The organism is Rhizobium gallicum bv. gallicum R602sp, assembly GCF_000816845.1.
In the GTDB taxonomy this organism is placed as follows: domain Bacteria; phylum Pseudomonadota; class Alphaproteobacteria; order Rhizobiales; family Rhizobiaceae; genus Rhizobium; species Rhizobium gallicum.
Genome location: NZ_CP006880.1, coordinates 1,913,472 through 1,937,825 on the forward strand (window position 1 = coordinate 1,913,472; position 24,354 = coordinate 1,937,825).

The following is a 24,354-nucleotide window of genomic DNA, read 5'->3' on the forward strand; positions in this document are numbered from 1 at the left end:
TAGGAAACACCGCTCATGAAAAAATCGTTCATCAGCGTTGCGAATGACCTATGCGAACCGGCTGCTGGGAGAAAGAGGGCTGAGGACGGCACTCGAAAGCTTGAGTGCATTCGAGCCACACCTTCTCGCACCGCATGCTGCAAAACTCATTTCTTATGCCGGCAGCCGGTGCGCCTAAGGCGCGACCACGTAAATGAAGGCCTCTAGTTGCCCATCAGGCGTACTGATCTTCGCCCGTATACGGCGATACCCCCGCCCCTTCGAATGCGTCGAGCCGTTCCAAGTGGTCGATCCGGCGACTCGAACAAAAGCACGTTCACTGCCGCGACGCCGCTTTCATCGAGCAGCAAGCCTGGAAAACCAAGGGCAGCTTCCCATCCGGATTCCACGAGAGTCCCTCGGACCGTCCCCTTCCGCCAGGTTCCTTCCAGGCCGGCAAGCTGGTAATGGTTCACCCGGCCGGGGGCCAGCGATCCGTAAGTTGCAAGCCGGTGTTCGGCAGCGATCGTGGAATCCTGTCCAATAGGTCTGTAAGCACACACCTGGTTCTCTCGCGATGCGTGACGCAGGGCAGCTTCGCAGTCGCGCATTCAAACGCGAATTTAGCCGGCCCTTATGCCGATGTATATGAATGCACTCAATTACTTTCGTCTGCGTCGTTCCCGGGATCGCGCCAGCCGGCGGACGGGCCTCAGCTCAACGATACTCGGAAGCCACCATTCTCGCCTCCGGTTTTCTGGAACCGGCTTCGCGGGCCATGTGGAGATCAGTTCGTCCAGCGTCGGCGTCCGCCACAGTCCCCATACGTGGTCTTCCGTCGCACCCGGATAGAAATCCGCAACGGTATCTGGCTCGACGAGTTCGCCGGTGATCTCCGTAAAGACGATGACACCGTACTGTTCGGTCGCCACTGGCCGGTGCAACGGCGGCAGGTCGTTGCACGCCAGCGGATAGCGACGACGCTTCCTCTCGACCGAGCGAAGTCGGGCGCGCCTGTCGTCCTCGGTTCCCTTTCGCTCTTCAGCCCTGCGCTTTCGTTCTTCGGGCTCGTTCCGCCGGGCCGCGGCCTCGATCGTCGCCCATCGCCGCCTTAGATCGTCGAACGACCGGAAGGGCACATGCCAGACCCTGAGATCGCTGTCCCATTGGGCCCAGGGAACTTCGCGCAGCTCATCAACGACAGTCCGGGAAAACGGCGTCCGGACCCGTAAGCCCGCCTCCCCGACCTCCAGATAGGGACTTTCGATCGGATCGAACTGGAAGGCGTCGCGTCCCTTCTCGTCCGCATAGGCTTCGACCTGCGTTGCCTCATGCGCCTGCCAGCGGGCGATCCGGCGACCGGCAGTCTTCCCGGGGACGAACCATGCCTTGAGGTCCTCGCTCCACCGCGCTTGGGGAAAAGCCGCGCGAAAACGCTCGACCGTCAGTCGGTCGTAGGGAAATGAGGTGATTTGCCCGATCTTCTCTTTGAAGGCGCCTTCGGGCGTCTGCTGTTCTCGGCGGTTCGACATGGTGAGCTCGACTTTCCCTTGAGAAACGCTGTGACGTGCCGCGCGGTTTCCTCCAGCCGCGATCAGATTTACCTCCGACGCTCGACACGCATGCGGTGAAGCGCAGGTCCATTCCATCGGCGCCAGTGGATTTCCTCATGTCAGAAGGAGAGGTTGGGTGCGGGCAGAGTTGCTCCCTGGCATCGAGGCCTTTGGTCCGCTCTTGACGATGACTAGGAGAGGGCCTAGACGGCGGCACCGCGCTGAGATGCAGGCGGACTGGGAGAGACCCGGCTTGACGAGGAGCCGGGTCTTTTGCCGCAGGGCGGAGCAAAAATTTCCTTAGTCTGCTTCTCACCGGATTTGCACGTTGAAGAACTGGAGAGAAGCACTTATGCGCAATATTTTTAAATCGGCTTTGATCGGTCTCGCCGCACTGGGTTGCGTGACGATCAGCCATTCCCTTGCGGGCGCGCAGGAACTGGAACTGCGGGTAGGTCCAGGTGGAGTTGGTATTTACGATCGCGACCGCGATCGGGACCGGTATTTCGATCGCCGCTATAGGCCGGCTCGCCGGGCGTGCGACCCAGACGATGCGCTTGACAGTGCGCGCGACGCAGGTCTCCGTCGCGCTCGTATCGTTCGTGTCTCGCCACGCAGTGTCGTGGTCCAAGGCTTTACGCGCCGTGGTCCCGCACGGATAGTATTTGCCAACGTGCGCGGATGCCCCGAGATCTAAAATCTATTTGCTGGAAGCTCAGCCCGCCACTGTTATGAGTGGCGGGCTATTTGTTTTCCGAACCTCTTCGGGCCGGACCTTGCGATCAAGGACAAAGCTCACAAAGGGCATGGGCAGCGTCTGCCCGCTCCGCACCGCGCAGCTATTGTGACGTCGAAATCACGTCATTGTTAACTCGAACCATCATATTTTATCCTCGTCCGACTTGGCTCTTGAACCGGTTCACGGCAGATGTGTTGCATCGCAATGAAACGGAAAGGTCACCCATGACAGATTTTGCCGATAGCCGACCCCGCCCGATGGTGCCGGCACTTCAGAGAATTTACATGCCATTTAACACCATCGCTGAAACGGCTCTGCGTGTGATCGCCGGCGGACTGCTGGTGACCCATGGCTACGGCAAGATCCTGAATCCCTTCGGAGCTGCCGGCATGGTGGAAGGTCTCGGCTTCTATCCCGGTTTTTTCTGGTCGCCGTTGCTTGCGGCAACCGAATTCTTCGGCGGCATTTTGATCGCAATCGGGCTGTTCACGCGGCCAGCCGCTTTCGCTGCAATGATCGTGCTGTTGGTCACTGTCTATTTCCATGGCGTGGTGCGGGGTGAAGGCCTTGGTGGCGCCGAAAAATCGATCCTCTGGACTGCCATTTTCTTGTTCTTCGCGGTTCGGGGATCGAATTCGCAGTCTGTAGATGCCAAACTTGGCAAGCAGATCTGAATCCGAAGTCTAAGCACCTGGGGAAACGGCACGGCATCGCCGTTACCCTTTGTGACTGCTCCAAACGCAACCCAGAGCGGACGCTGATGAGACGAGGGCCGCGAAAGGACCGGGCTCAGCACCTGCCAGCTTCCAACCGGGGCTCCTCCTTTCCGTCAGCGGCGCGTGTTGCGTGACCAGAGGAGCTGGAGGCCTTCCTGGCCCTGGAGCCCGGTCAGGCTGGCGTAGATCGGAGCTGGGAAGTTCGGATCGTCGAGCTTGACTGAGATGTAGTCGCGTTCGGTTTCGCAGGCCTGTTTCTCGCCGCCGATACCGAACCCGACATTGCCGGCCAGCATCCCGAAGTCGGGAGGAGGTGCATTCGACACGAACAATCTTCGCTTTGACGTTGAGGTTGAGGGTCTTGATGCCGAGGAAGCCGTCGGTCGATGTTGCTCGGGCCGCGCCCATCGCTGCCTCACGATGGCTGTCGATCATGAGGACGATCGGTACGCACCCGCAGGGCTTCGACAGTGGTCCTCAATACCGGTCATAAGATCCCCGTGGATGTCTTCGGACGCAACCAGCAGGCCATGTGCAACGGTGTGGGAACGTCCGATGAGTTTGTCTTTCCCGCGCTTCGTCAGGGTGACTGTTCAACCAAAGTCGCTCGTCGGGGAACGATCGAAGCGGTCGGCTTTCTTGGTACGGCGGAAAGCGTCCAGCTTTCGTCCTGTCATGTCCTGGCTCGAAAGCGTCCAGGGCGTTTGGCAACAGTTCTGACTGCAACTGAGCGTTCGGGTTCGGGGAATGGGTGCGGCTTACGCCGCTCGGGCTCAGCGCCCGGTTCTTTTACGCCATTGAGCATAGTCGTTTTGCGCTTTGTCGGTCGTTGGCGGATAAAGGCCGATTACGGCAGCTCCGTCTTGGACCTGTTCGAGAACGAACTCCTCGAAGCTTTCCATCCCGGCGCATTCCTCGGCGATCTCATCGGCCAAATGCGCTGGAATGATCATGACACCGTCACCATCACCGACGAGCACGTCTCCGGGAAAAACAGGGGCGTCACCGCAGCAAATCGGCACGTTGATGTCGAGCGCTTCGTGGAGGGTTAGATTGGTCGGCGCCGACGGGCGCTGATGGTAAGCCGGCATATCCAACCTGCCGATGCCTTCGGCGTCGCGAAAGCCTCCGTCAGATACGACGCCGGCGCAGCCGCGCATCGCAAGCCTTGTAACGAGAATAGAGCCTGCCGATGCGGCCCGCGCATCCTTCCTGCTGTCCATGACAAGCACCCAACCAGGCGGGCAGGTTTCGACCGCGACACGTTGCGGGTGGTCCGCGTTGCGGAACACGGTGATAGGATTGCGATCCTCGCGCGCCGGAATGTAGCGAAGGGTAAAGGCCTGTCCGACCATGTTTTTGCCCTTCCAGGCGACCGGGTGGACATTCTGGATGAACTGGTTGCGCAGGCCGCGTTTGTAGAGCGCAGTGGCAACGGAGGCGGTCGACGCCTTCATCAATTTTGCGCGGATTTCGTCGGAAAGAGCGTAGTCGGTCATTATCATCTCCGGCTGAATAGATCAGTTGATCGCTGGTTCATCGACCTGAGGGCCGAATTCCGTCTTCAGGAAATCGAAATCGCAGCCCTTGTCGGCCTGTTCGATATGTTTGGAAAATAGGAAGCCGTAGCCGCGGCCATAGCGTGGAGCCGGCGGCTTCCACGACTGTCGGCGAAGCGCGAGTTCTTCGTCCGGTACGAGCATGTTCAGGCTGCGGTTGGGGATATCGAGCTCGACGATGTCGCCAGTCTTCAAAAGCGCCAGCGGGCCTCCGACATAGGATTCCGGCGCCACATGCAGCACGCAGGCGCCGAAAGAAGTGCCGGACATGCGCGCATCCGACAGTCGCACCATGTCTCGCAGGCCGCGCTTCAACAGCGCCTTGGGCATGGGAATCATGCCCCATTCAGGCATTCCCGGTCCACCCTGCGGCCCGGCGTTGCGCAAGACGAGAACAGTCTCCGGCGTCATCGGGTAGTCGGGATCGTCGATGATCGTCTTCAGCTCGGCGTAGCTATCAGCCACAAGAGCCGGACCTTTATGCCGGTGGAATTTCGGGTCGCAGGCGGCAGGCTTGATCACCGCGCCGTCGGGACTGAGATTGCCCTTGAGGACGGCAAGCGATCCCTCGTGATAGACCGGGTTCGACAGTGGCCGGATGACGTCGTCATTCCAGACCTTTACCAAGTCGAGACCCTCCGTAAGCGGCTTGCCGGTGACGGTGATCGCTGACGAATTGAGCTTGTCGCCCAGTTGCTTCATCAGCGCCCGCAGACCACCGGCGTAGTAAAAATCCTCCATCAGGTATGTCGCACCCGATGGCCGGATATTGGCAATGACGGGCGTTTTGCGTCCGATGCGGTCGAGGTCGTCCAGTTCCAGCGCAATCCCGGCGCGGCGTGCCATGGCGATCAAATGAATGATGGCATTCGTAGAACAGCCGGTCGCCATCGCCACGGTCACGGCGTTCTCCACTGCTGCCGCCGTGACGATCATGTCCGGCGTCAGGTCCTCCCAGACCATATCGACGATGCGCCGGCCGCATTGCGTGGACATGCGCTGATGACCTGCATCGGCGGCGGGGATGGAGGAGGCGCCAGGAAGCGTCAGTCCCATGGCCTCGGCGATCGCCGTCATTGTCGATGCCGTTCCCATGGTCATGCAGTGGCCATAGGAGCGGGCGATACCCCCCTCGATCCCTTGCCACTCTTCCTTGGAAATCGTGCCGGCGCGGCGTTCGTCCCAGAACTTGAATCCGTCGGTACCGGAACCCAGATGCCTGCCCGCCCAGTTGCCGCGCAGCATCGGTCCGGCAGGCAGGTAGATAAAGGGAAGACCCATGCTGAGCGCGCCCATCACCAAGCCCGGAGTGGTCTTGTCGCAACCACCCATGAGGACCGCGCCGTCGATGGGATGGGAGCGCAGCAATTCCTCGCTCTCCATCGCCAGCATATTGCGGTAGAGCATGGTCGTTGGCTTGACGAAATTTTCAGACAGTGACAGCGCTGGAAGCTCCATCGGGAAGCCTCCTGCCTGCAGCACGCCGCGCTTGACCCATTCCACTCGGTCCTTGAAGTGCATGTGGCAGGGCTGCGCATCCGACCAGGTGTTGAGGATGGCGATGATCGGGCGCCCCTCCCAGTCGGCGGGGTCGTAGCCCATCTGCATGGTGCGCGATCTGTGGCCGAAGGATCTTTGATCATCGGGGACCATCCAGCGGGCGGAGCGGAGCTGCTCGTAGGTTCTGCGTGTTTTCATGGCATTGTCCGACAAGGATGATGAACGGAGGCGAATGCAGACAAGGAAGCAGTCTTCATTCCTTCATGCCCCATTTCTGGATAGTATTGCGTTCAATCGTCTGGAAGACCAGATTTTCGACCACCAGACCGATGACGATGACAGTCAGCAGTCCGGCAAAAACGGCCGGGATGTCGAGAAGGTTGCGGTTTTCGAAGATGAACCAGCCAAGGCCGCCCTGCCCGGACGAGACGCCGAAGACGAGTTCGGCGGCAATCAGGGTGCGCCAGGCGAAGGCCCAGCCGATCTTTAGACCGGTAAGGATCGAGGGAAAGGCAGCCGGGATGAGAATGCGAACGACGTAGGACAAGCCAGACAGGCCGTAATTGGCTCCGACCATGCGCAGAGTGCGGGAAACGCCGAGAAAGCCGGAATGGGTGTTCAGCGCCACGGCCCAGAGCGCGGAATGCACAAGCACGAAGACGAGGCTTGAGGCGCCGAGGCCAAACCAGATAAGCGCCAGCGGCAGAAGTGAAATGGCCGGAAGCGGGTTGAACATGGCGGTCATCGTCTCGAGGAAGTCGGTGCCGATGCGCGTGTTGATCGCCAACACGGTCAGGATGGCCGCCAGGATCGTTCCCGCCGCATATCCCATCAACAGGATCTTCAAGGTGGTCCAGATGCGCGCCGGCAGCGTGCCATCCGCGAAGCGATCGACGAGCGTCACCAGCGTGTCGGCGAGGGTCGGAAATAGAAGCGGGTTGTCCAGATAAGTGGCGTAGACCTGCCACAGCAGCGCAAGCACGATAATCAGCAGGGCCTTTCGAATAGCGCCGATACCCCAGATGAGCTCAACTGGCCCGAGCTTCTGTTCGATCGCGGCGATGTTGCCATAGGCCGGGCGCGCGTTTGCGCTGTCTTCGGCCAGCAGGATCTGTGGTGCGCTCATGATGGCTTACTCCCGATGGCCAGGTTCAGAAAACAGAAGATCGTGGATATCCCCCTCGAGTGCAGCTGCGGTCCCGTCCTCGTTCGAGGCTTTGTCGACATCCACGACTTCCGCTTTGACGCGCCCCGGGTGGGGTGACAGAAGCAGGATACGGTTGGAGATCTTGATCGCTTCGGCGATCGAATGGGTGACGAAGATGACGGTAAACTTCGTATCATCCCAAAGCTGAAGCAGTTCGTCCTGCATCTGGCGGCGCGTCAGCGCGTCGAGCGCCGCGAAAGGTTCATCCATCAGCAGGATGTCGGGTTGCATCGCCATGCCGCGCGCAATGGCGACACGCTGTTTCATGCCGCCAGATAGGGTATGGGGAAAACTGTCGACGGCGCGCGTCAGCTTTACCTTGTCGATATAGGCGCGGGCGATTTCCTCCGCTTCCTTTGGCTGCAGCTTGCGCGCAACCAGCAGCGGAAACATCACATTTTCCAGAACGGTCTTCCAGGGCATCAGCTGATCGAATTCCTGAAACACCATCATGCGGTCCGGACCCGGTTTCGTCACCGTCCGGCCGTTGATGCGGATGGAACCGGCGACGGGCTTCATGTATCCGCCTACTGCCTTCAGCAACGTCGACTTACCGCAGCCCGATGGACCTAGAAGCACGAACCGGTCTGATTTGCGGACGTGGAAAGAGACCTGTTCGGTGGCGGTGACCAGCAGGTTGGGCGTCTTGTAGCGCAGCGTAACTTTCTCGACACTCAAGAGTGGTTCAGCTTGCGCAATAGCCTGATGCGCCGGTGAAGTTGCTACGGACTGGAACATTGACGACGTCCTCACGTGAAAAGGGGCGGGCATATCCGGCAGACAGCGGCCTGCCTTCTGCCGGATGAATGTTGATCAGTTGCCGTTGAGGTCGGCGGATTCAGGCAAGTAATAGTCGGTCCATGCTTTTGGCTGCATCTTCAGCGTCCCGATCTTGTTCAGATGCGTTGCGAACTTCATCGTGCCCTGCGGCTCGGTCCGATAGTCGTCGATGAAACCCGGCTCGTTCATGATCGCCATCAGATCATCGATCGACGTTTTGTCACCGGTGATCGTCTTGTAAGCTTCGAGGGCGCCCTTTGGATCGTTCTTGATGTAGGCCACTGCTTGCTTGGTCGCCTCACGCACGGCCTTGATGATGACGGGATTGCTTTCAGCAAACGCGGTCGTCGTGAAGAACGTCGCCTGCGTGAGGGAACCTCCGATGATCTCGCGCGAGTCCGTGACGCGATGCACGCCCTTCTGTTTTAGCTCGATGTACTGGAAGGGCGGAGCTGAGAAATGGTTCTTGACTTCGTGATTGGGGTTGGCGATGGCCGCGACTGCATCCGGATGGCCAAGCTGCACGGTATTGCTGTCGAGCTTGCGAACCTGGTCTTCGCCATACTTTGCGGCGGCGACCATTTGCAGCAGAATCGCCTGTGTCGAGACGCCGACGGTCGGAACGGCGATCTTGTCGCTCGGACCGATATCATCGAGTGATTTGATCTTGGGATCATTGGAGACCAGGATGACCGGTTGCGCGGAGCTCGGAATGATGCCTTTTACGCGGCCCTTCGTGCGATCCCAAAGCAGAAGAAGATTACCCGACCCCGTGTTGACGATGTCGACATTGCCTGCGAGCAGTGCATCGGTCTGCGCTCCACCGCCGCTGAAGGTTCGCCATTCGATACCGAGGCCGTCCAGCCCCTCCTTCGCAGCCTGTTTCTCGATGAGCTTTTGCGTCTCCATGACGTGGCTCGCAAGATACAGGATCCCTGGCTGTCGTGTGATGGAGATCGCCGTCTTTTCCTGAGCCGAAGCCGGAAGCGTGGTTGCGAAAAAAGCTGCGATCGCGGCAGCACCCAAAAGTCTCAACATCCTATCCTCCCACTGTAAATTCCAAACGTATGAAACGTGCCTCCCAGCACCGGCAGAGTGAAACACTAAAATATCAGTTGGTCAACTGTGTTAATATATTAGTTTGAGATGAAGCGTCTTACCGGCTATGATACGCGTCAAAGTGAGGTTTCATGGACGCTCTGAACGATGTTTCCCCGACAATTGCGCTCAAACGCACCTCGACCTCGCGCCAGCTCTACGACGTGCTGCGCGGGCGCATCATCTCGCTCGATCTGCCCCCGGGCATGCATCTGTCGCGCAGCGAGATCGCCTTGGCCTACGGTGTCAGCCAGACACCGGTGCGTGACGCTCTGCAAATGTTGGAGGGCGAAGGCCTCGTGGTGGTTTATCCGCAGTCCCGCACGGAGGTCACACGGATCGATTTGCGCCAGGCGCGCGAGACGCAGTTCCTGCGGCTCTCTCTTGAACTGGAAGTCATTCGGTCTCTGACGGAAAACCAGCCCGAAGCCGTCATCAAACAATCCGATCGTCTGGTGGCCCGTCAAGAAACGGCGCTCAACGTGGATCACGACCTCGAACGCTTCGCGCTTCTCGATCGCCAGTTCCACCAAACCCTGTTCGAAGGTGCGGGCGTTGCCGACCTCTGGGTGCTGGTCCAGTCGCGATCCGGGCATATTGATCGGCTTCGCAAGCTCAATTTGATGGATCCCGGCAAAGCCGGCACGATCTTGTGTTCGCACCGGGAAATAATGGACAATGTGCGAGGCGGAGACATCCCGCGGGCACAGGAAGCCGTACGCCGCCACCTTACAGGCACGCTTGCCACCGTCGACGCAATTCGCGAGGCACATAGTCACTTCTTTTGAGAGGTAGCGCTTAAGGGAGATGTTGTTCTGGGCCTTTTAGGGTCAGACCAACACAATCTCAGATTGCTCGATACCGAAAGATCAGTGCCGAACGACGCCTCCGGACTTCGCTGGAGAGAGCGAATGATCGCCGGGCTTCATATCGCAAACCTCAACAGAACACGTGCGCGGCGCCGGGGTCGAATTCAAGGTGAACCCGGTCTCCAGGGTTCAGGCCGGCGATTGCCTCGTGCCCGAATGGCAGTCGCACCGACAAGGCTTCACCGGCGGCCGTAGCCGTTGCCACATGGATATTATTGCCGAGGAAGGTGATGTCCTTGACTGTTGCACTGACACCGTTGCCGCCATCATGACGCGATAGCCGAATGCGTTCCGGCCTCAGCATGAGAGCCCCCTTCGCGTTGGAAACCGCCTTGCCATGGACCGGGATCCGGTCAAAAACTGCGCTGCCGCCCAGTGAGATCGTCGCCTTTCCATCTGCACATGACAGCAGATCGCAGGAAATGAAGTCGCTGTCGCCGATGAATTCAGCGACAAAACGCGTACGCGGGTTGGCATAGAGTTGCGGCCCAGTGCCAATTTGATCGATGATGCCCTTAGAGAATACCGCGATGCGATCGGACAGCCGCAGCGCTTCTTCCTGGTCATGGGTCACGTATAGGATCGTCACTTCAGTTTGCTGGTGGATCCTGCGGATTTCGTGCTGAATTTCCTCCCGCAGCTTCTTGTCAAGCGCCGAGAGCGGCTCGTCCATCAGAAGTACCGGAGGATCGTAGGCAAGCGCCCTGGCGAGGGCGACACGTTGCTGCTGACCGCCTGACATCTGTACGGGCTTGCGATCCTCGTATCCTTCAAGTCTAACGAGACGCAGCATCTCCTTCACCTTGGTGTCGACCTCGGCCTTGGACTTGCGTCTGACCTTCAGCGGAAAGGCAATGTTTTCACCAACGGTCAGATGCGGAAACAACGTGTAGCGCTGAAAGACCATTCCAATATTGCGCTTGTGCGAAGGGGTTTCCAGCAGGGTCTTGCCGTCAAGCGTTATGTCGCCTTTTGTCGGAGTTTCAAAACCCGCCAGGATGTAAAGCGTCGTGCTCTTTCCCGAACCCGACGGTCCCAAGAAGGTCAGAAACTCACCGCGCTGAACGTGTAGGTTGACATCGTGAACCGCGACAACAGGGCCGTACTCCTTGCGGATGCCTTTGATCTGAAGGAAAGCGTCATTCATGATTTCAGTACCTTGCGTGCGAGAGCGACAAGCGCCATCAAGAGGATCGTCAAAAGGATGAGAAGCGTCGACGCGGCAGCCACGACCGGCGTAAGATCCTGCCTGAGCGTGGCCCATACTTTTACCGGCAGGGTCTGCAGCGTTGGGCTCGCCATGAAGATCGCCACAACCACCTCGTCCCAGGATGTCAGGAACGAAAAGACAGCGGCGGAAAATATTCCGTGGCTGATTGCAGGCAGCGTTACTCGGATCCTCGCCTCAAGCGGCGAGGCGCCGCAAAGTATCGCCGCGTCCTCGATGGACTTATCGAAGCATTCAAGCGCACTGGAAATGGACAGAATGGAGAACGGAAGAGCAAGGACGAGGTGAGAGATCACGAAGCCAGCCAAGGTTCCACCGAGCCCCACCCTTAGAAAGAATGCGTAGAGTGCGACGGCAAGAACGACGACGGGAAGGATCATCGGCGTCAGGAAAAGCGCCTTGAGTGCGTCACGGAAAAGGAACGTTCCTCGAACCAACCCGAACGACGTCACCAGGCCGAGCAGAACGGATAGCACGGTGACGATTGATGCGATCTTAAAGCTCGTCCAGGCCGATTCCAGCCACCGGCGATCGGCCAGAAGTTCCCCGTACCATTGCAGCGTCCAGCCAGGAGGCGGAAAGATCAGCCACTGCGAGGATCCAAAGGAAAGGGCCGCGATAAAGAAGATCGGCAGCAGCAAAAATGCAGCCGCAAGGATGGTGATCGTCAAAAGCGCGTATTTCCACCAGCCGAGACGATCGAAGTTAAGCAGCATGTCAGCGCCCTCCGGTGTTCTGACTGCCGAAGAAACGCAGCTGAACGACATAGAGAGAAAGCGTTACAACGAGGAGTACCAGGGCGGCCGCTCCCCCCATGCCCCAATTGACCAGGGACTGGACGAACTGGGCAATCAGCTCGGCCAGCATCATGTTCGCCGTGCCGCCGAGAAGCGAGGGGGTAACGAAATAGCCAAGCGACATGACGAAAACCAAGAGGGCACCGGCAGCCATGCCCGGTACGGCCAGCGGCAGGAGAACGCGCGTGAGACATTGCCGCCGGCTGGCACCGCAAAGGGCAGCCGCCTGCAGGATTGCCGGGTCGATCTTCTTGATCACTCCGTAGAGCGGCAGGATGATGAAGGGCAGCATGATATAGGTCATGCCGATCGTTACACCTGTCAGATTGTTGACGAGCGGCAACGGCTGATTGATCAGCCCCATGCCCATCAGCATCTTGTTGATGAGACCCGTCCGTTGCAAAAGCACCATCCAGGCATAGGTGCGCGCCAGCAGATTTGTCCACATCGAGAGCAGCAGGATCGCAAAAATCACCGATGCCAGCCTTCCAGGCATGATTGCCAGCGCCCAGGCAACGGGAAAGCCGATCAAGAGCGAAATAGCGGTCACCAATCCTGATACGATGAAGGTATTGGCGAAAATCTTGAGATAGGTTGCTGATCCAAGCAGCTCAGCATAGTTGCCGAAGCCGGGAACCGGTTCCAATACACTTCGTAGCAACAGTGCCGCCACCGGCACGATGAAGAAGATGGCCACGAAGGCAAGAGCCGGGACGACCCCGCTGAACCCTGCTCGCCTGAGCGCTCTTGGCACCGGCGCACTCACGCTGGAAGCATCACTATAGGTCGACATGACAGTCCTTCCTGCCGAACGTTCAGACAAGCGCCGCAGGTCCCGGGGCGGGCCGAGCACGCTGCGCTTTCAGCACGGCGGGCATGGGCTCGCCGTGCGTTGCGCTGCATTTTCAGCCTATTTTGCCTGCCATGCGTACCACCGCTCGCCGATGGCATCCCGGTTTTTTGCCCAGTAGCTCATGTCAGCATTGACTTGGCTGGCCGTTTGCTGGTCCGGCAGTGTCTTGGCCGTCTCGGCATCCATCAACTTGGCCGATTCCAGATTGATCGGCGCGTATCCGGTGGCTTTCGCAAGCGCTGCCTGCGGTTCTGCCGAGGTTGCCAACGCGATGAACTTCATGGCTGCCTCAAGATTCGGAGCCCCTTTCGGAACGACAAGCGAATCCGCGGCGGTAATATTCTGCTCCCAGGAGGTTTCTGCGTTAACGCCGCTTTTGGCGAGCGCTGTCATGCGGCCGTTCCAGAGGCTTCCGAACGGTGCTTCGGCGGATGCCAGCAGCTGCTGCGACTGGGCGCCGCCTGACCACCAGATAATCTCCGACTTGATCGTATCGAGCTTCTTGAATGCTCGATCGAGGTCAAGCGGATAGAGCTTGTCGGCGGCAACACCGTCAGCCAGGAGGGCCGCCTCAATCACACCGGGAGCCGACCATTTATAGAAGGTGCGCTTGCCTGGAAATTTCGCCGTGTCGAACAGATCGGCCCAGGTCTTCGGGCAAGCAGTAACCGCATCCGCATTGCAGCCGATCACAAAGGAATAGTAGAAGCTGCCGACGGAATAATCCGTTACGAAACGCGGATCGAGCTTGGACTTGTCGATAACGGAGAAATCCAGCTTCTCAAGCAGCCCGTTTTTGCCTGCCTGCGCGGCATAGTCACCTTCGACATCGACGACGTCCCAGGTTACCTGGTTCGCCTCGACCATGGCCTTCAGCTTGCCGTAATCAGTGGGGCCATCCTGCATCACTTGCAGTCCGGTCTTTTCTGTATATGGGTTCGCCCAGGCTGCCTTTTGCGCGTCCTGCGTCGTCCCTCCCCAGCTTGAGAAGACGAGCGTTTCGGCTTTTGCGGGAATGGCGAGCGCCATGATTGCCGCCAAGGCCGTGAATGCAAATGTGTGTTTCATGTTCCCTTTTCCTTGTTTTGGAGTGTCTTATGCGCATTCCTATGCCGGCAGTCCGTCCCCGCTTTCTGGAGAGAAGCTGGTTGCCTTCATAATCTTGTTTTCCGCCACTTCGATCAGATCGCGAATTTTCGGCAGAAAGGCCTGCCACCGAGGGTCAGCCATAAGGCGCATGCGCCTTGCCTCACGGTCGTCCAGGCTGGAAAACGCCCAGATGTGGACGATCTCGTTGATGGTGCCGATCTCCGAATAGAAATAACCGACGAGGTTGCCGAGATGGCTCTTTTGAATGGCTATCCCCTCCTCTTCTACAACCTTCAGATATTGCGGGATCGCACCGTTCTTCAGTCTGTAAGTCCGGATCTCGTAAAACATCGCCATCACCGCATCACGAAAGGATCAGGAATCGGGTCGTCCGACGTCCTCAGCCAGATCGTTTTTGTCCGGGTGTAGTCGAGCACTGCGGCCATGCCGCCTTCCCTGCCATGCCCGGACAGACCGAACCCGCCAAATGGCGCGATCGGCGAGACGGCGCGATAGGTGTTGACCCAGACGATGCCGGCGCGAATTCCCTTCATCAGGCGATGAGCCCGCGTCAGGTTTTGGGTGAAGACCCCGGAGGCAAGCCCATAGTGCGTATCGTTCGCAAGCGCGAGCGCTTCGGATTCTGTTTCGAACGAGACGACGGACAGAACTGGACCGAAGAATTCGTTGACAAGCGAAGGAGAATTGACGCCGTCGCAGTCAAGAATTGTCGGCGCGAAGTAGAAGCCTTCACCGCCGGGCCTATGGCCGCCGGTGATTAGGCGGGCGCCGCTTTGAAGGGACTTGTCGAGGAGCGCTGCTATGTGCTCCTGCTGGCGCCGCGTTGCAAGCGGACCGACCTCGGTCGCCATGTCCAAGGGAGCACCGATACGGATCGCCTCTGCCTTGCCCTTCAAGAGGGTCAGGAACTCATCCTTGATACGCCGCTCGACGATCAGCCGCGAACCGGCGACACAGCTTTGGCCGGTCGCAGCAAAGATACCCGCGACCTGGGCATTGGCAGCACTCTCGAGGTCGGCGTCGGCGAAAACGATGAAGGGTGACTTGCCGCCCAGTTCGAGTGACGTGGAGGCAAGGTTCTCCGCCGAGTTTCGCACGATATGACGCGCCGTTTCGGGGCCACCCGTGAAGGCAATATGCGCGACCTTAGGATGGCGGCTAAGTGCTGCCCCGCAGGACGTGCCAAAGCCGGTGATGATATTGACGACGCCCGCAGGAAAGCCTGCCTCGTGAATGAGGCGCGCAAACTCCAGAAGCGGCGCTGGCCCGTCTTCCGAGGCCTTGACGACCATCGTGCAGCCGGCGGCAAGAGCCGGCCCGATCTTAACGGCAGACAAGAACAGCTGGCTATTCCAGGGCACGACCATCGCAACGACGCCGATCGGCTCACGGCGAAGCCAGACATCCATGTCAGCTTTGTCGATGGGAAGATAGGATCCTTCAATCTTGTCGGCGATGCCGGCGTAATAGCGGTAATAGTCCGCGACATAGGCGATCTGCGCCGACGTTTCCCGGATGATCTTTCCGGTGTCGCGTGTCTCGAGTTCTGCCAGCTTCTGTGCGTTGGCTGCGACCAGATCAGCGAGCCGGTAGATGAGCTTGCCGCGTTGCGTGGCCGTCATCTTTGACCAGGCCCCGTTATAGAGTGCCTGTTCAGCGGCCTTGACCGCCCGATCCACATCACCCTCGCGCGCTTCCGGCAAGTCAGCCCATTCCTTCCCGGTGGCCGGATCAACGCTTGGGAAGCGTGCTTCACCGTCTAGGAATTGACCATCGATATAATACTGGAAACGCTGCATGGGCTTCACTCCGCAAATGCCGGCATCACTTCGGCGATAAAGCGCTGAAGCGATGCTTTCTTGCGCTCGAAGCTCATGCCCGTATCGATCCAGAAGGAATATTCGTCATAACCCATGGCCTCATAGGTCTTGAGGCGCGAGACTACGCTTTGTGGACTTCCGACAACGTTGTTGGTGCGCATGACGGCGTCCGACAGCATGGCGTTTGAGTTGATTTCAGCTTCGGGAATTCGCTCAATGAGACCTTGCGTGACCGGCTTCTCGTTCTTGAACCACGCGAAGAAGTAGTTGTAGTAGAGGCTGAGCTCATGGGCCGCCTGCGCGATGTCTGCGTCCGACGAACCGACATAGGTATGACGCAGCAGCATGATCTTGGGCCGTTCGATCGTCGGATGCTTCGCGCAGGCGTCATTGAACCGTCCCATCAGCGCTTCCACCTCGTCATCACCCTGCCAAAGGGGGGTAACCTGGACGTTACAGCCGTTGGCGACAGCGAATTCGTGGGAATTCGGATCACGGGCTGCGACCCAGATCGGTGGGTTGGGCAGCTGCAGCGGTTTCGGCGCCGACGTGGTTGACGGAAACTTGTAAAACTCGCCGTCGTGGGCGTAGTCGCCCTTCCAAATACCTTTGACAGCCGGAATGAGCTCGCGCATGCGCTGGCCCGCCGCCCAGGCATCCAGACCGGGAAGCAGACGCTCGTATTCGAACGAATAAGCGCCACGGGCAATCCCGATATCGAGCCTGCCGTCGCAGATGATGTCGGTCATGGCCGCCTCGCCGGCAAGCTTGATCGGATGCCAGAACGGTGCGATCACCGTTCCTGTGCCTAATCTCGCTCGCGACGTTCGACGCGCCAGGTCAGCGATGGTCACGAAGGGGTTGGGCGCGATGGTGAAATCCATGCCGTGATGCTCGCCCGTCCAAATCGCATGCATGCCACCTTTGTCAGCGATCTCGCAGAGAGCCACGAACTCGTCATACAGGCCTTTGTGGCTCTGACTTTCGTCGAGGCGTTCCATGTGGACGAAGAGAGAAAACTTCATGCTTGTGCCACCTTCGCTGCAACCGGGCGGACCGTACCAACAGTCTCATCGCCGAAATAAACCCCGAAATTGCCGATCGAGCTCTCCAGCGCAAAACGCGCGATGATATCGGCCGTCGAACTTGTCTTGAATTGCTCGGCCGTGAGTGTTTTGGGCTTCAGAAAGCGTCCAGCGGCCGGAGCGCCTTGCGATGCAAAGGCACGGTAGACAATGTGATGCTTTCCCGCGCTCTTGTCCTCATAGACCGAATACAGGAAACCGATCGTAACCTTCAGCCCGGTCAGATCTTCAAGATAATCTCGCAGAATTTCGGTCGGGCTGCCTTCCTTTACGTCGCAGCCCGGCAGCCAAAGCATGTCATCGCCGAGAAGGAGAACATCGCCGTCGCGCTCCAGAACGGCACCGAGCTCAATATTGCCTTCCGCTGCGGCCGAAACGGCCCGGCTTGCAAGGATTGGGGTGAAGTAACCGCCGCGGGCATAGCCCAATCCGTTGCGGCCGGTATTCTCGAAGGCGGTGATGCGCCCCATCAGGATGACGTGGTCGCCAGCTTCCACCATCTTCTCCATGGCGCACTCGAACCACGCCGCAACATTCGCGAATATTGGGCTGCCGGCCTTGCCTTCAGACCATTCGACTGCGGCGAAGCGGTCCTCGACTGGCCGTGCAAAGGTGTTCGACACATCTTTTTGACTTTCCGAAAGAACGTTGATTGCAAAATGCTTCGCACCCGTCATCGTCGCATAGTTGCGTGAGGTCTTTGCCAAGCAGACAAGCAGAAGAGGCGGATCAAGGGAGACCGATGTAAATGAGTTTGCTGTAAAGCCGATCGGGCGGTCGTCGCAATCGCGGGTGGTCACGACCGTTACGCCGGTCGGAAAAGCGCCGAAGGCGTCTCTCAGTGCGCGTGGATCGATGGATTCTGGGGTCATCTCGGCTCCTCCTCTCGATGTTCAAGCCATTCCGCAAGCAGCCTATTGACGGTATGAGGCGCGGTGAGATTAACCATGTGCCGATGCCCGTCGACGATACGAGCCCAGCCATTTTGGGTGATCGCCGCCATTTGCGTCGCCATTTCCGGCGTCGAATTGGGGTCATCGGAGCCTGTCAAGAACAAAGCTGGGCAGCGAACATCTCGCCAGCCGTCCGCATAGGTATCGTCGCCGCCGGCAAAGGCACAATAGGCGATGGCGTAACCCTCGGGATCGACCATGCCCAGCCAGCCACGCGTGAGATCGCGCGCTGAAAGGCTATTATCATCGTCGCCGAACCACCGTTTCAGCGGACCATCGCGGTCGACGCCATTGGCGCAGATTGCAGCTGCGCGAGACATGACCGCTGCCTTCGCCTCGGGATTGCGGCGATAGACACCGTTAAGATATGCAACCCGCCGGATCCGCCTACCGAAAGAAGCAGCAGCCCCACCGGAGATCAAAGCTCCCATGGAGTGGCCGGCGACATTTGCAGCATCGATCTTCAACTCGTCGAGAAACCGGCCGAACCAGGCAACGAAGTCTTCAAGTTTGCTTCCGCTCGGCAGCTTGGCGCTTTCTCCGTGTCCAGGCATGTCGACGGCGATGACACGATGCGTCTTTGCAAACAGCGCGATCTGCGGGGCCCAAGCCTCGAACCGCATGCCGACGCCATGGATCAAAACCAACGGTTCGCCTTCACCGGCCTCGAAGTATGAAACGCCGTTGATGGTGTGCTGGCGCTGGAACTGCATCGATGCCTCTTCCGACAATCTGGAGTGTGTCGTTTGCATGACGCCAGCTGTTCCTTCTCAAACGCCTGCAGGATTGGTGACGTCGTGGCCCAGATCCTTGAGGTCTTGATAGCGGTCGCCGATGCGATGATGCGGACGCCCCCCAACGGACGCCCCCAGTGCTACGAGGATCTCGTCGGCGGCCGGGGCATCGGGAATGGCTGCCTGAATGGTCAGGTAATGCGAACGGCGGCCCTCGTCGTTCTTGTCCATCAGCGGGATCATGATCGGCGCATTGGCCGGGCCACGGGTATTGCAGAAGGCAAGATAAGACTTGGCGCCAACTGCATTGCGGTAGTGATTGCCAAAACGCAGCGTGTGGATCAGCGCTGAAGCGTGTTCGATTTCGCCGTCGAGACCGACGACTGCGGCCTTGCCATAACCTTCGACGGATTCGCCCGAACCAACGGCTTCGATGATCATGCGAGTCAGCAATTCTCCGAGCACAGGGGCGCCCGCATGGATTTCCGGCTTGAGGTCCTCGACAAAGCCTTTGCCAGCCCACGGGTTCTTAACCACCGCGAAAGCCGAATACAGTTTCAGCGGCAGCGGGGCGGTTTTTCCGCCTTCGATCAAGGTGGTTTCAACTTGCAACAGCGTCTTGCGAATCTGGATGCTCATGCGACGTCCTCAGCTACATATGATGTTATGGTATGCCATAATATTAATTCGTCAATAGCCTTGTGCGAACAAGCGGCTGCGGCGTCCTCTTCAGTCGATTTTTGTATTTCGATCAGGTAGTTAGGGAATTCTTGCTCGATCCGACCACCTCATGGGGGTTCACGGGAGGCGAGTCATTCCGCCTCGTTTTAAGCCGAATTTGCTCCTCGGCGCCTCTGCATCCGACCTCGCCGTTTGTTTTGCGCACTTCAAATGATGGACAATGACAACTCGGGACATGAGGATCCGCCGAGCAGTCTTTTCGACACGTTCAAGCCCGATCTCGACGACAATGGTTGTCGATGAGGGGACAAAGTGGTGCGCGAACGCGTTGCAACACTCGCCGCACGGTGACGGTTCCGACCGCGCTCATTCTGGCGCGTGTCCGGTGATAGTCCTGATTTTGGCTGAACCTGCAGCCGCACCGATTTTTGGAAGCGATGTACTCTTTGCGTGAGATTGAGCCAGTCGAGCGCACCAATCCTCTTGGCTCCGCAGCATGCGTAAACAGCGGCGCGTGGCAAAGACCGCTGTGCTTCACGTCAACGACGAAGATGTCAGGCAGCCGGCGATTGGGCAGAAATCACGGCCTCGGCGATCGCCGCCGCACTTGTTACATGGTCCATCGCAGCGCGATAGGCGCCTTCACCATCGCCCCGCCTGATCGCCTCGATGATCCGCTCCATCTGTGCGGGACCCTCGACGTTGCGGTTATCCGTCTTGATCGTCATCGAGCGGAGATGATTGATCCTGACAGTCAGAAGATTGACGATACCCCAGGCGACGTGGCGATCGACCTTGCTGAAGAGCACCTGGTAAAAGGCCGAGGTACTGGCCAGCACGCCCGGCATGTCTTTTTCGCGATAGCATTGGCGAATATCGTAGAGCGCCCCCTCGAGCGCTTCAACGATTGTAGAATCGTGACGCTCGGCGCACAGGCGCGCCGCCATGCCCTCCAGCGCTCCGCGTATTTCATAGATTTGTCGCGCTTCATCAGCATCCAGCCGGGCGACGATCGGGCCCTTGTTCGGAAGATTTGCAACAAGGCCTTCCGACTCAAGATGCCGTAGCACCTCGCGAACGATCGTCCGGCTTACCCCAAGCTGGGCGCAGAGATCTCGCTCAACCAGACGATCACCGGGCTTGAAATGGCCGCTGTCGATCGCCTCGCGAACCTTGTCAAGCGCCAGTTCGCGCAGGGTTTTCGCGGGCCGTTCCACTTTGATCGTCGAATCTTTCAAACCAACCGCCATTGTCCGCCCCTGTCTTGATATGCCATGCTCGACGGCGTCTTCCCGGAATAATACACCGGCCACACCATATTATGGCGTACCAAATACTTATCGACAGGGTCGGGCGATTGCAACTGGCGGCGCAATTATTCGCGCACGCTGCATTTTACCCCATGCGCTCGGATGCGTAGCTCCCCGGGCTTGGCGGAAAGACGATGGTGCGGTTGCCATTGATGAAGGTGCGGCGATGGATATGCGCATGTATGGCGCGCGCCAGAACCTGCGCCTCGACATCGCGGCCGAGCGAGACATAGTCTTCAGGGCTCTGGGCATGGGTGACGCGCACCGTGTCCTGTTCGATGATAGGGCCTTCATCGAGGTCTGCGGTGACATAATGAGCCGTCGCGCCGATCAGCTTTACGCCGCGACCGTAGGCCTGCTTGTACGGATTGGCGCCCTTGAAGCTCGGCAGGAAGGAGTGGTGGATATTGATGATCTTGCCTGACATCTCGGTGCACATGCGATCAGAAAGGATCTGCATGTAGCGTGCGAGCACAATGAGTTCGGTGCCGGTTCCTTCCACGAGGTCCATGATCCTGGCTTCCGCCTGCGGCCTGTTCTCCTTGGTCACCGGAATATGGTGGAACGGTATATCATGATTGACGACCACTTTCTGATAGTCGAAATGGTTGGAGACGACGCCGATGATATCGATCGGCAGCGCGCCAATTTTCCAGCGATAGAGAAGATCGTTGAGGCAATGGCCAAAGCGCGAGACCATCAGCATGACCTTCATGCGCCGCGCGCCATCGTGGACCTTAGCGTCCATCCTGAACGCCGCGGCGATCGGCTTTAGACCTTCGGCAAGCTCCGCAAGAGCGAGGCCCTCTTCCGACAGGAAGCTGACACGCATGAAGAAGAGACCGGTATCGAGGTCGTCAAATTGCGACGAGTCGACGATATTGCAGCCTGCATCCGCCAGATAGCCGGACAAGGCGGCCACGATGCCGCGCGTTGATTTGCAGGTGACCGTCAGGATGAATTGCGTCATGGCAGGCTCTCTTGCAGCGATGTCAAAAAGACACCCCGTGCGCAGTGCGGGGGAAGGCCGCGAAGGGCAGCGGAGAAAATATCAGACGTCAAGGGTCGTTTCATGCTCCCAGGCGGTAAACTGCGAGCAATAGGTGTTCCACTCGCCCCGCTTTAGCTTCAGATAGGCCGCCGAGAATTCCGTGCCGAGGGCGGCTTGCAGTTCGGTGTCTTTCTCGTATTCGCGAAGTGCATCCAACAGGTTGAGCGGTAGTTTGGGGGCATCGGTTACAGTATGTCCGTCGCGGTACATGTCGATATCGTGATGCGGCCCCGGATCGGCGTTGCTGCGAAGGCCAGAGAGTCCCGCCGCGATGATGATTGCCTGCAGCAGATAGGGATTGACCGCGCCGTCGGGCAGCCGCAACTCGAAGCGGCCGGGGCCGGGCACGCGCACCATGTGGGTGCGGTTGTTGCCGGTCCAAGTCACCGTGTTCGGCGCCCAGGTCGCACCGGAGATCGTCCGCGGCGCGTTGATGCGCTTATAGGAATTGACGGTCGGATTGGTCACCGCGGCCAGCGCCGAGGCATGTTTCATGATGCCTCCGAGGAAGGTCTTGCCCTTGGCGGAAAGACCAAACGGCATTGCTTTGTCGGCAAACGCGTTGTTTCTACCCTCGAGGTCCCAGACGGAAATATGGGCATGGCAGCCGTTGCCAGTCAGGCCCTTGAAGGGCTTCGGCATGAATGTGGCGCGAAGACCGTGTTTCTCGGCAACTGACTTCACCATGAATTTGAAGAAGGAATGCTTGTCGGCCGTCTGCAGCGCATCATCATATTCCCAATTCATCTCGAACTGGCCGTTGGCATCCTCATGATCGTTCTGATAGGGCTTCCAGCCCAGTTTCAGCATGCAGTCGCAGATCTCGGCGATGACGTCGTAGCGGCGCATGACTGCCTGCTGATCATAGCAGGGCTTTTCGGCATTATCGAACTCGTCGGAAATCTTCGAACCATCTGGCGAGATCAGGAAGAATTCCGGCTCGACACCGGTCTTGACGCGCAGGCCCGCCTTTTCAGCTTCGCCAATCAGTCTCTTGAGGAGAACCCGGGGAGCCTGCTCGACCGGTTGGCCTTCCATGACGCAGTCGGCTGCGACCCAGGCCACATCTTCTTTCCAGGGAAGCCGGATGACCGAGGATGCGTCCGGAATGGCGAAAAGATCGGGATGGGCAGGCGTCAGATCGAGCCAGGTGGCAAAGCCCGCAAAACCGGCGCCGTCCTTTTGCATGTCTGCGATCGCTTCGGCCGGCACCAGCTTGGCGCGCTGGCCCCCAAACAGATCGGTAAAGCTGATCATGAAATATTTGATGCCGTTGTCCGCGGCATATGTCGAGAGATCCAGTGTCATGCATTCCCCTTTTTTGTATTCAGACACTCAACGGAAACGAGCCGCATCCTCCCAAATGCGGCTCGCTGTTTTGATGCGGTTTCACAAACCTCCCTTGCCCGGATACCAGCTCGTCCCAGCGAGCGGGATCTGCGCCATGGCAGCTGCTTCCATGGTCAGCGCGCAAAGATCTTCCGGCTCCAGGTTGTGCAGGTGGTTCTTGCCGCAGGCACGAGCGATGGTCTGGGCTTCGAGCGTCATGACCTTCAGATAGTTGGCGAGGCGGCGGCCCGCGGCGATCGGATCCAGGCGAGCCGCCAGTTCCCGATCCTGTGTCGTAATACCAGCCGGGTCCCTGCCTTCGTGCCAGTCATCATACGCGCCGGCCGTGGTACCGAGCTTTCGATATTCGTCTTCCCATCTCGGGTCGTTATCGCCCAGCGCAACCAGCGCCGCCGTGCCGATGGCAACGGCATCGGCACCGAGTGCCAGAGCCTTTGCGACGTCCGCACCGGAACGGATACCGCCCGATACGATCAGTTGCACCTTGCGATGCATTCCGAGATCCTGCAGGGCCTGAACTGCGGGGCGGATACAGGCGAGGATCGGCATGCCGACATGCTCGATGAAAACGTCCTGCGTGGCTGCAGTGCCGCCCTGCATGCCGTCGAGGACGACGACATCCGCGCCGGCCTTCACCGCCAAAGCCGTATCGTAGTAGGGGCGCGCGCCGCCGACCTTCACATAGATGGGCTTTTCCCAGTCGGTGATCTCGCGCAGTTCCATGATCTTGATCTCAAGGTCGTCCGGGCCGGTCCAGTCTGGATGGCGGCACGCCGAACGCTGGTCTATGCCCTTGGGCAGGTTGCGCATGTTGGCGACGCGATCGGAAATCTTCTGGCCAAGCAGCATGCCGCCGCCGCCGGGCTTTGCGCCTTGGCCGACAACCACTTCGATGGCATCGGCGCGACGCAGATCCTTGGGATTCATGCCGTAACGCGACGGCAGATACTGGTAGACCAGTATCTGTGAATGGCCGCGCTCTTCATCGGTCATCCCGCCGTCTCCGGTGGTGGTGGAGGTCCCGGCAATCGTCGCACCGCGTCCGAGCGCTTCCTTGGCATTGCCGGACAGGGCGCCAAAGCTCATGCCGGCAATGGTGATCGGCGTCTTCAGGTGAATGGGCTTCTTGGCGAAGCGCGTGCCGAGGACGACCGACGTGTCGCACTTCTCGCGGTAGCCTTCGAGCGGATAGCGCGAGATCGACGCGCCGAGAAACAGCAGGTCATCGAAATGTGGAACCTTCCGTTTGGTGCCTGCGCCACGAATATCGTAGATCCCGGTCGCCGCAGCGCGGCGGATTTCCGCCAGCGTATAATCGTCGAAGGTCGCAGACTTGCGCGGCGGGGTATAGGGGTTGTGATAGCTCATGATGGTCCCTCGCC

At 59.0% G+C, this 24,354-nt stretch carries 23 protein-coding genes and 1 pseudogene; 3 read left to right on the forward strand and 21 right to left on the reverse strand.

All coding sequences use genetic code 11. From position 1 onward, the window contains the following. Window positions 1-641: 641 nt before the first annotated feature. Window positions 642-1,511 carry a hypothetical protein gene (locus tag RGR602_RS32095; RefSeq protein WP_040115971.1) on the reverse strand — a complete coding sequence of 290 codons (870 nt, stop codon included), beginning with the start codon at window positions 1,509-1,511 and terminating at the stop codon, window positions 642-644. A 373-nt stretch (window positions 1,512-1,884) separates the two neighbouring features. Here RGR602_RS32095 and RGR602_RS32100 point away from each other — a divergent pair, with 373 nt between their 5' ends. Then, complete coding sequence (locus RGR602_RS32100) at window positions 1,885-2,229, forward strand: hypothetical protein (RefSeq protein WP_040115972.1); 345 nt, start codon at window positions 1,885-1,887, stop codon at window positions 2,227-2,229. A 266-nt stretch (window positions 2,230-2,495) separates the two neighbouring features. Further along, window positions 2,496-2,945 (forward strand): DoxX family protein, encoded by a 450-nt coding sequence (locus RGR602_RS32105; RefSeq protein WP_040115973.1) that lies wholly within the window; start codon window positions 2,496-2,498, stop codon window positions 2,943-2,945. Window positions 2,946-3,100: 155 nt separating this feature from the next. Here the strand turns inward: RGR602_RS32105 and RGR602_RS32110 are convergent. The 6 genes and pseudogenes from RGR602_RS32110 to RGR602_RS32135 form a co-directional block, all read right to left on the reverse strand. Continuing rightward, window positions 3,101-3,395: pseudogene (locus RGR602_RS32110) on the reverse strand (DUF736 domain-containing protein). Window positions 3,396-3,760: 365 nt separating this feature from the next. Next, window positions 3,761-4,486 carry a ribonuclease activity regulator RraA gene (locus tag RGR602_RS32115; RefSeq protein WP_040115974.1) on the reverse strand — a complete coding sequence of 242 codons (726 nt, stop codon included), beginning with the start codon at window positions 4,484-4,486 and terminating at the stop codon, window positions 3,761-3,763. Between the two features lie 21 nt (window positions 4,487-4,507). Next, window positions 4,508-6,244, reverse strand: coding sequence for an L-arabinonate dehydratase (araD, locus tag RGR602_RS32120; protein ID WP_040115975.1), 1,737 nt, complete (start codon window positions 6,242-6,244; stop codon window positions 4,508-4,510). A 55-nt stretch (window positions 6,245-6,299) separates the two neighbouring features. Beyond that, window positions 6,300-7,172, reverse strand: coding sequence for an ABC transporter permease (locus tag RGR602_RS32125; protein ID WP_040115976.1), 873 nt, complete (start codon window positions 7,170-7,172; stop codon window positions 6,300-6,302). 6 nt (window positions 7,173-7,178) lie between these two features. After that, on the reverse strand, window positions 7,179-7,991 hold the full coding sequence (locus RGR602_RS32130) for an ABC transporter ATP-binding protein (protein ID WP_052451865.1): 813 nt from the start codon (window positions 7,989-7,991) through the stop codon (window positions 7,179-7,181). Window positions 7,992-8,066: 75 nt separating this feature from the next. Then, the gene (locus tag RGR602_RS32135) at window positions 8,067-9,071 is read right to left on the reverse strand and encodes an ABC transporter substrate-binding protein (protein ID WP_040115977.1); all 1,005 of its coding nucleotides are present in this window, start codon (window positions 9,069-9,071) and stop codon (window positions 8,067-8,069) included. 152 nt (window positions 9,072-9,223) lie between these two features. Here RGR602_RS32135 and RGR602_RS32140 point away from each other — a divergent pair, with 152 nt between their 5' ends. Beyond that, window positions 9,224-9,919: a GntR family transcriptional regulator gene (locus RGR602_RS32140; RefSeq protein WP_052451867.1), complete on the forward strand. Its 696-nt coding sequence runs from the start codon at window positions 9,224-9,226 to the stop codon at window positions 9,917-9,919. A 151-nt stretch (window positions 9,920-10,070) separates the two neighbouring features. Here RGR602_RS32140 and RGR602_RS32145 read toward each other — a convergent pair whose 3' ends face one another. From RGR602_RS32145 to RGR602_RS32210, 14 genes are all read right to left on the reverse strand, one after another. Next, the gene (locus RGR602_RS32145; RefSeq protein WP_040115978.1) at window positions 10,071-11,147 is read right to left on the reverse strand and encodes an ABC transporter ATP-binding protein; all 1,077 of its coding nucleotides are present in this window, start codon (window positions 11,145-11,147) and stop codon (window positions 10,071-10,073) included. Then, on the reverse strand, window positions 11,144-11,944 hold the full coding sequence (locus RGR602_RS32150; protein ID WP_040115979.1) for an ABC transporter permease: 801 nt from the start codon (window positions 11,942-11,944) through the stop codon (window positions 11,144-11,146). Before RGR602_RS32150 ends, RGR602_RS32145 begins: the two co-directional genes overlap by 4 nt. Window position 11,945: 1 nt before the next feature. Further along, a complete protein-coding gene (locus RGR602_RS32155) occupies window positions 11,946-12,818 on the reverse strand; it encodes an ABC transporter permease (protein ID WP_040115980.1) in 873 nt (290 codons plus the stop codon). A 117-nt stretch (window positions 12,819-12,935) separates the two neighbouring features. After that, complete coding sequence (locus tag RGR602_RS32160) at window positions 12,936-13,946, reverse strand: polyamine ABC transporter substrate-binding protein (protein WP_040115981.1); 1,011 nt, start codon at window positions 13,944-13,946, stop codon at window positions 12,936-12,938. Window positions 13,947-13,985: 39 nt separating this feature from the next. Continuing rightward, window positions 13,986-14,318, reverse strand: coding sequence for an NIPSNAP family protein (locus tag RGR602_RS32165; RefSeq protein WP_040116677.1), 333 nt, complete (start codon window positions 14,316-14,318; stop codon window positions 13,986-13,988). Between the two features lie 5 nt (window positions 14,319-14,323). Further along, on the reverse strand, window positions 14,324-15,787 hold the full coding sequence (locus tag RGR602_RS32170; RefSeq protein WP_040115982.1) for an aldehyde dehydrogenase: 1,464 nt from the start codon (window positions 15,785-15,787) through the stop codon (window positions 14,324-14,326). A gap of 5 nt (window positions 15,788-15,792) precedes the next feature. Then, entirely contained in the window at window positions 15,793-16,833 is a 1,041-nt protein-coding gene (locus RGR602_RS32175) for an LLM class flavin-dependent oxidoreductase (protein WP_040115983.1), read from the reverse strand. Continuing rightward, window positions 16,830-17,765, reverse strand: a complete 936-nt coding sequence (locus RGR602_RS32180; protein WP_040115984.1) for a flavin reductase family protein — start codon at window positions 17,763-17,765, stop codon at window positions 16,830-16,832. Before RGR602_RS32180 ends, RGR602_RS32175 begins: the two co-directional genes overlap by 4 nt. After that, window positions 17,762-18,559 carry an alpha/beta fold hydrolase gene (locus RGR602_RS32185; protein ID WP_407692076.1) on the reverse strand — a complete coding sequence of 266 codons (798 nt, stop codon included), beginning with the start codon at window positions 18,557-18,559 and terminating at the stop codon, window positions 17,762-17,764. The genes RGR602_RS32180 and RGR602_RS32185 overlap by 4 nt, the downstream gene beginning before the upstream one ends. 57 nt (window positions 18,560-18,616) lie before the next feature. After that, window positions 18,617-19,219 (reverse strand): amino acid synthesis family protein, encoded by a 603-nt coding sequence (locus RGR602_RS32190; protein WP_040115986.1) that lies wholly within the window; start codon window positions 19,217-19,219, stop codon window positions 18,617-18,619. Between the two features lie 596 nt (window positions 19,220-19,815). Further along, window positions 19,816-20,511 carry a GntR family transcriptional regulator gene (locus RGR602_RS32195; protein ID WP_040115987.1) on the reverse strand — a complete coding sequence of 232 codons (696 nt, stop codon included), beginning with the start codon at window positions 20,509-20,511 and terminating at the stop codon, window positions 19,816-19,818. Between the two features lie 145 nt (window positions 20,512-20,656). Next, window positions 20,657-21,541 (reverse strand): formyltetrahydrofolate deformylase, encoded by an 885-nt coding sequence (gene purU, locus RGR602_RS32200; RefSeq protein WP_040115988.1) that lies wholly within the window; start codon window positions 21,539-21,541, stop codon window positions 20,657-20,659. 81 nt (window positions 21,542-21,622) lie between these two features. Next, window positions 21,623-22,930, reverse strand: coding sequence for a type III glutamate--ammonia ligase (gene glnT / locus RGR602_RS32205; RefSeq protein WP_040115989.1), 1,308 nt, complete (start codon window positions 22,928-22,930; stop codon window positions 21,623-21,625). Between the two features lie 81 nt (window positions 22,931-23,011). After that, window positions 23,012-24,340, reverse strand: a complete 1,329-nt coding sequence (locus RGR602_RS32210) for an FMN-binding glutamate synthase family protein (RefSeq protein WP_040115990.1) — start codon at window positions 24,338-24,340, stop codon at window positions 23,012-23,014. Between the last annotated feature and the right edge of the window lie 14 nt (window positions 24,341-24,354).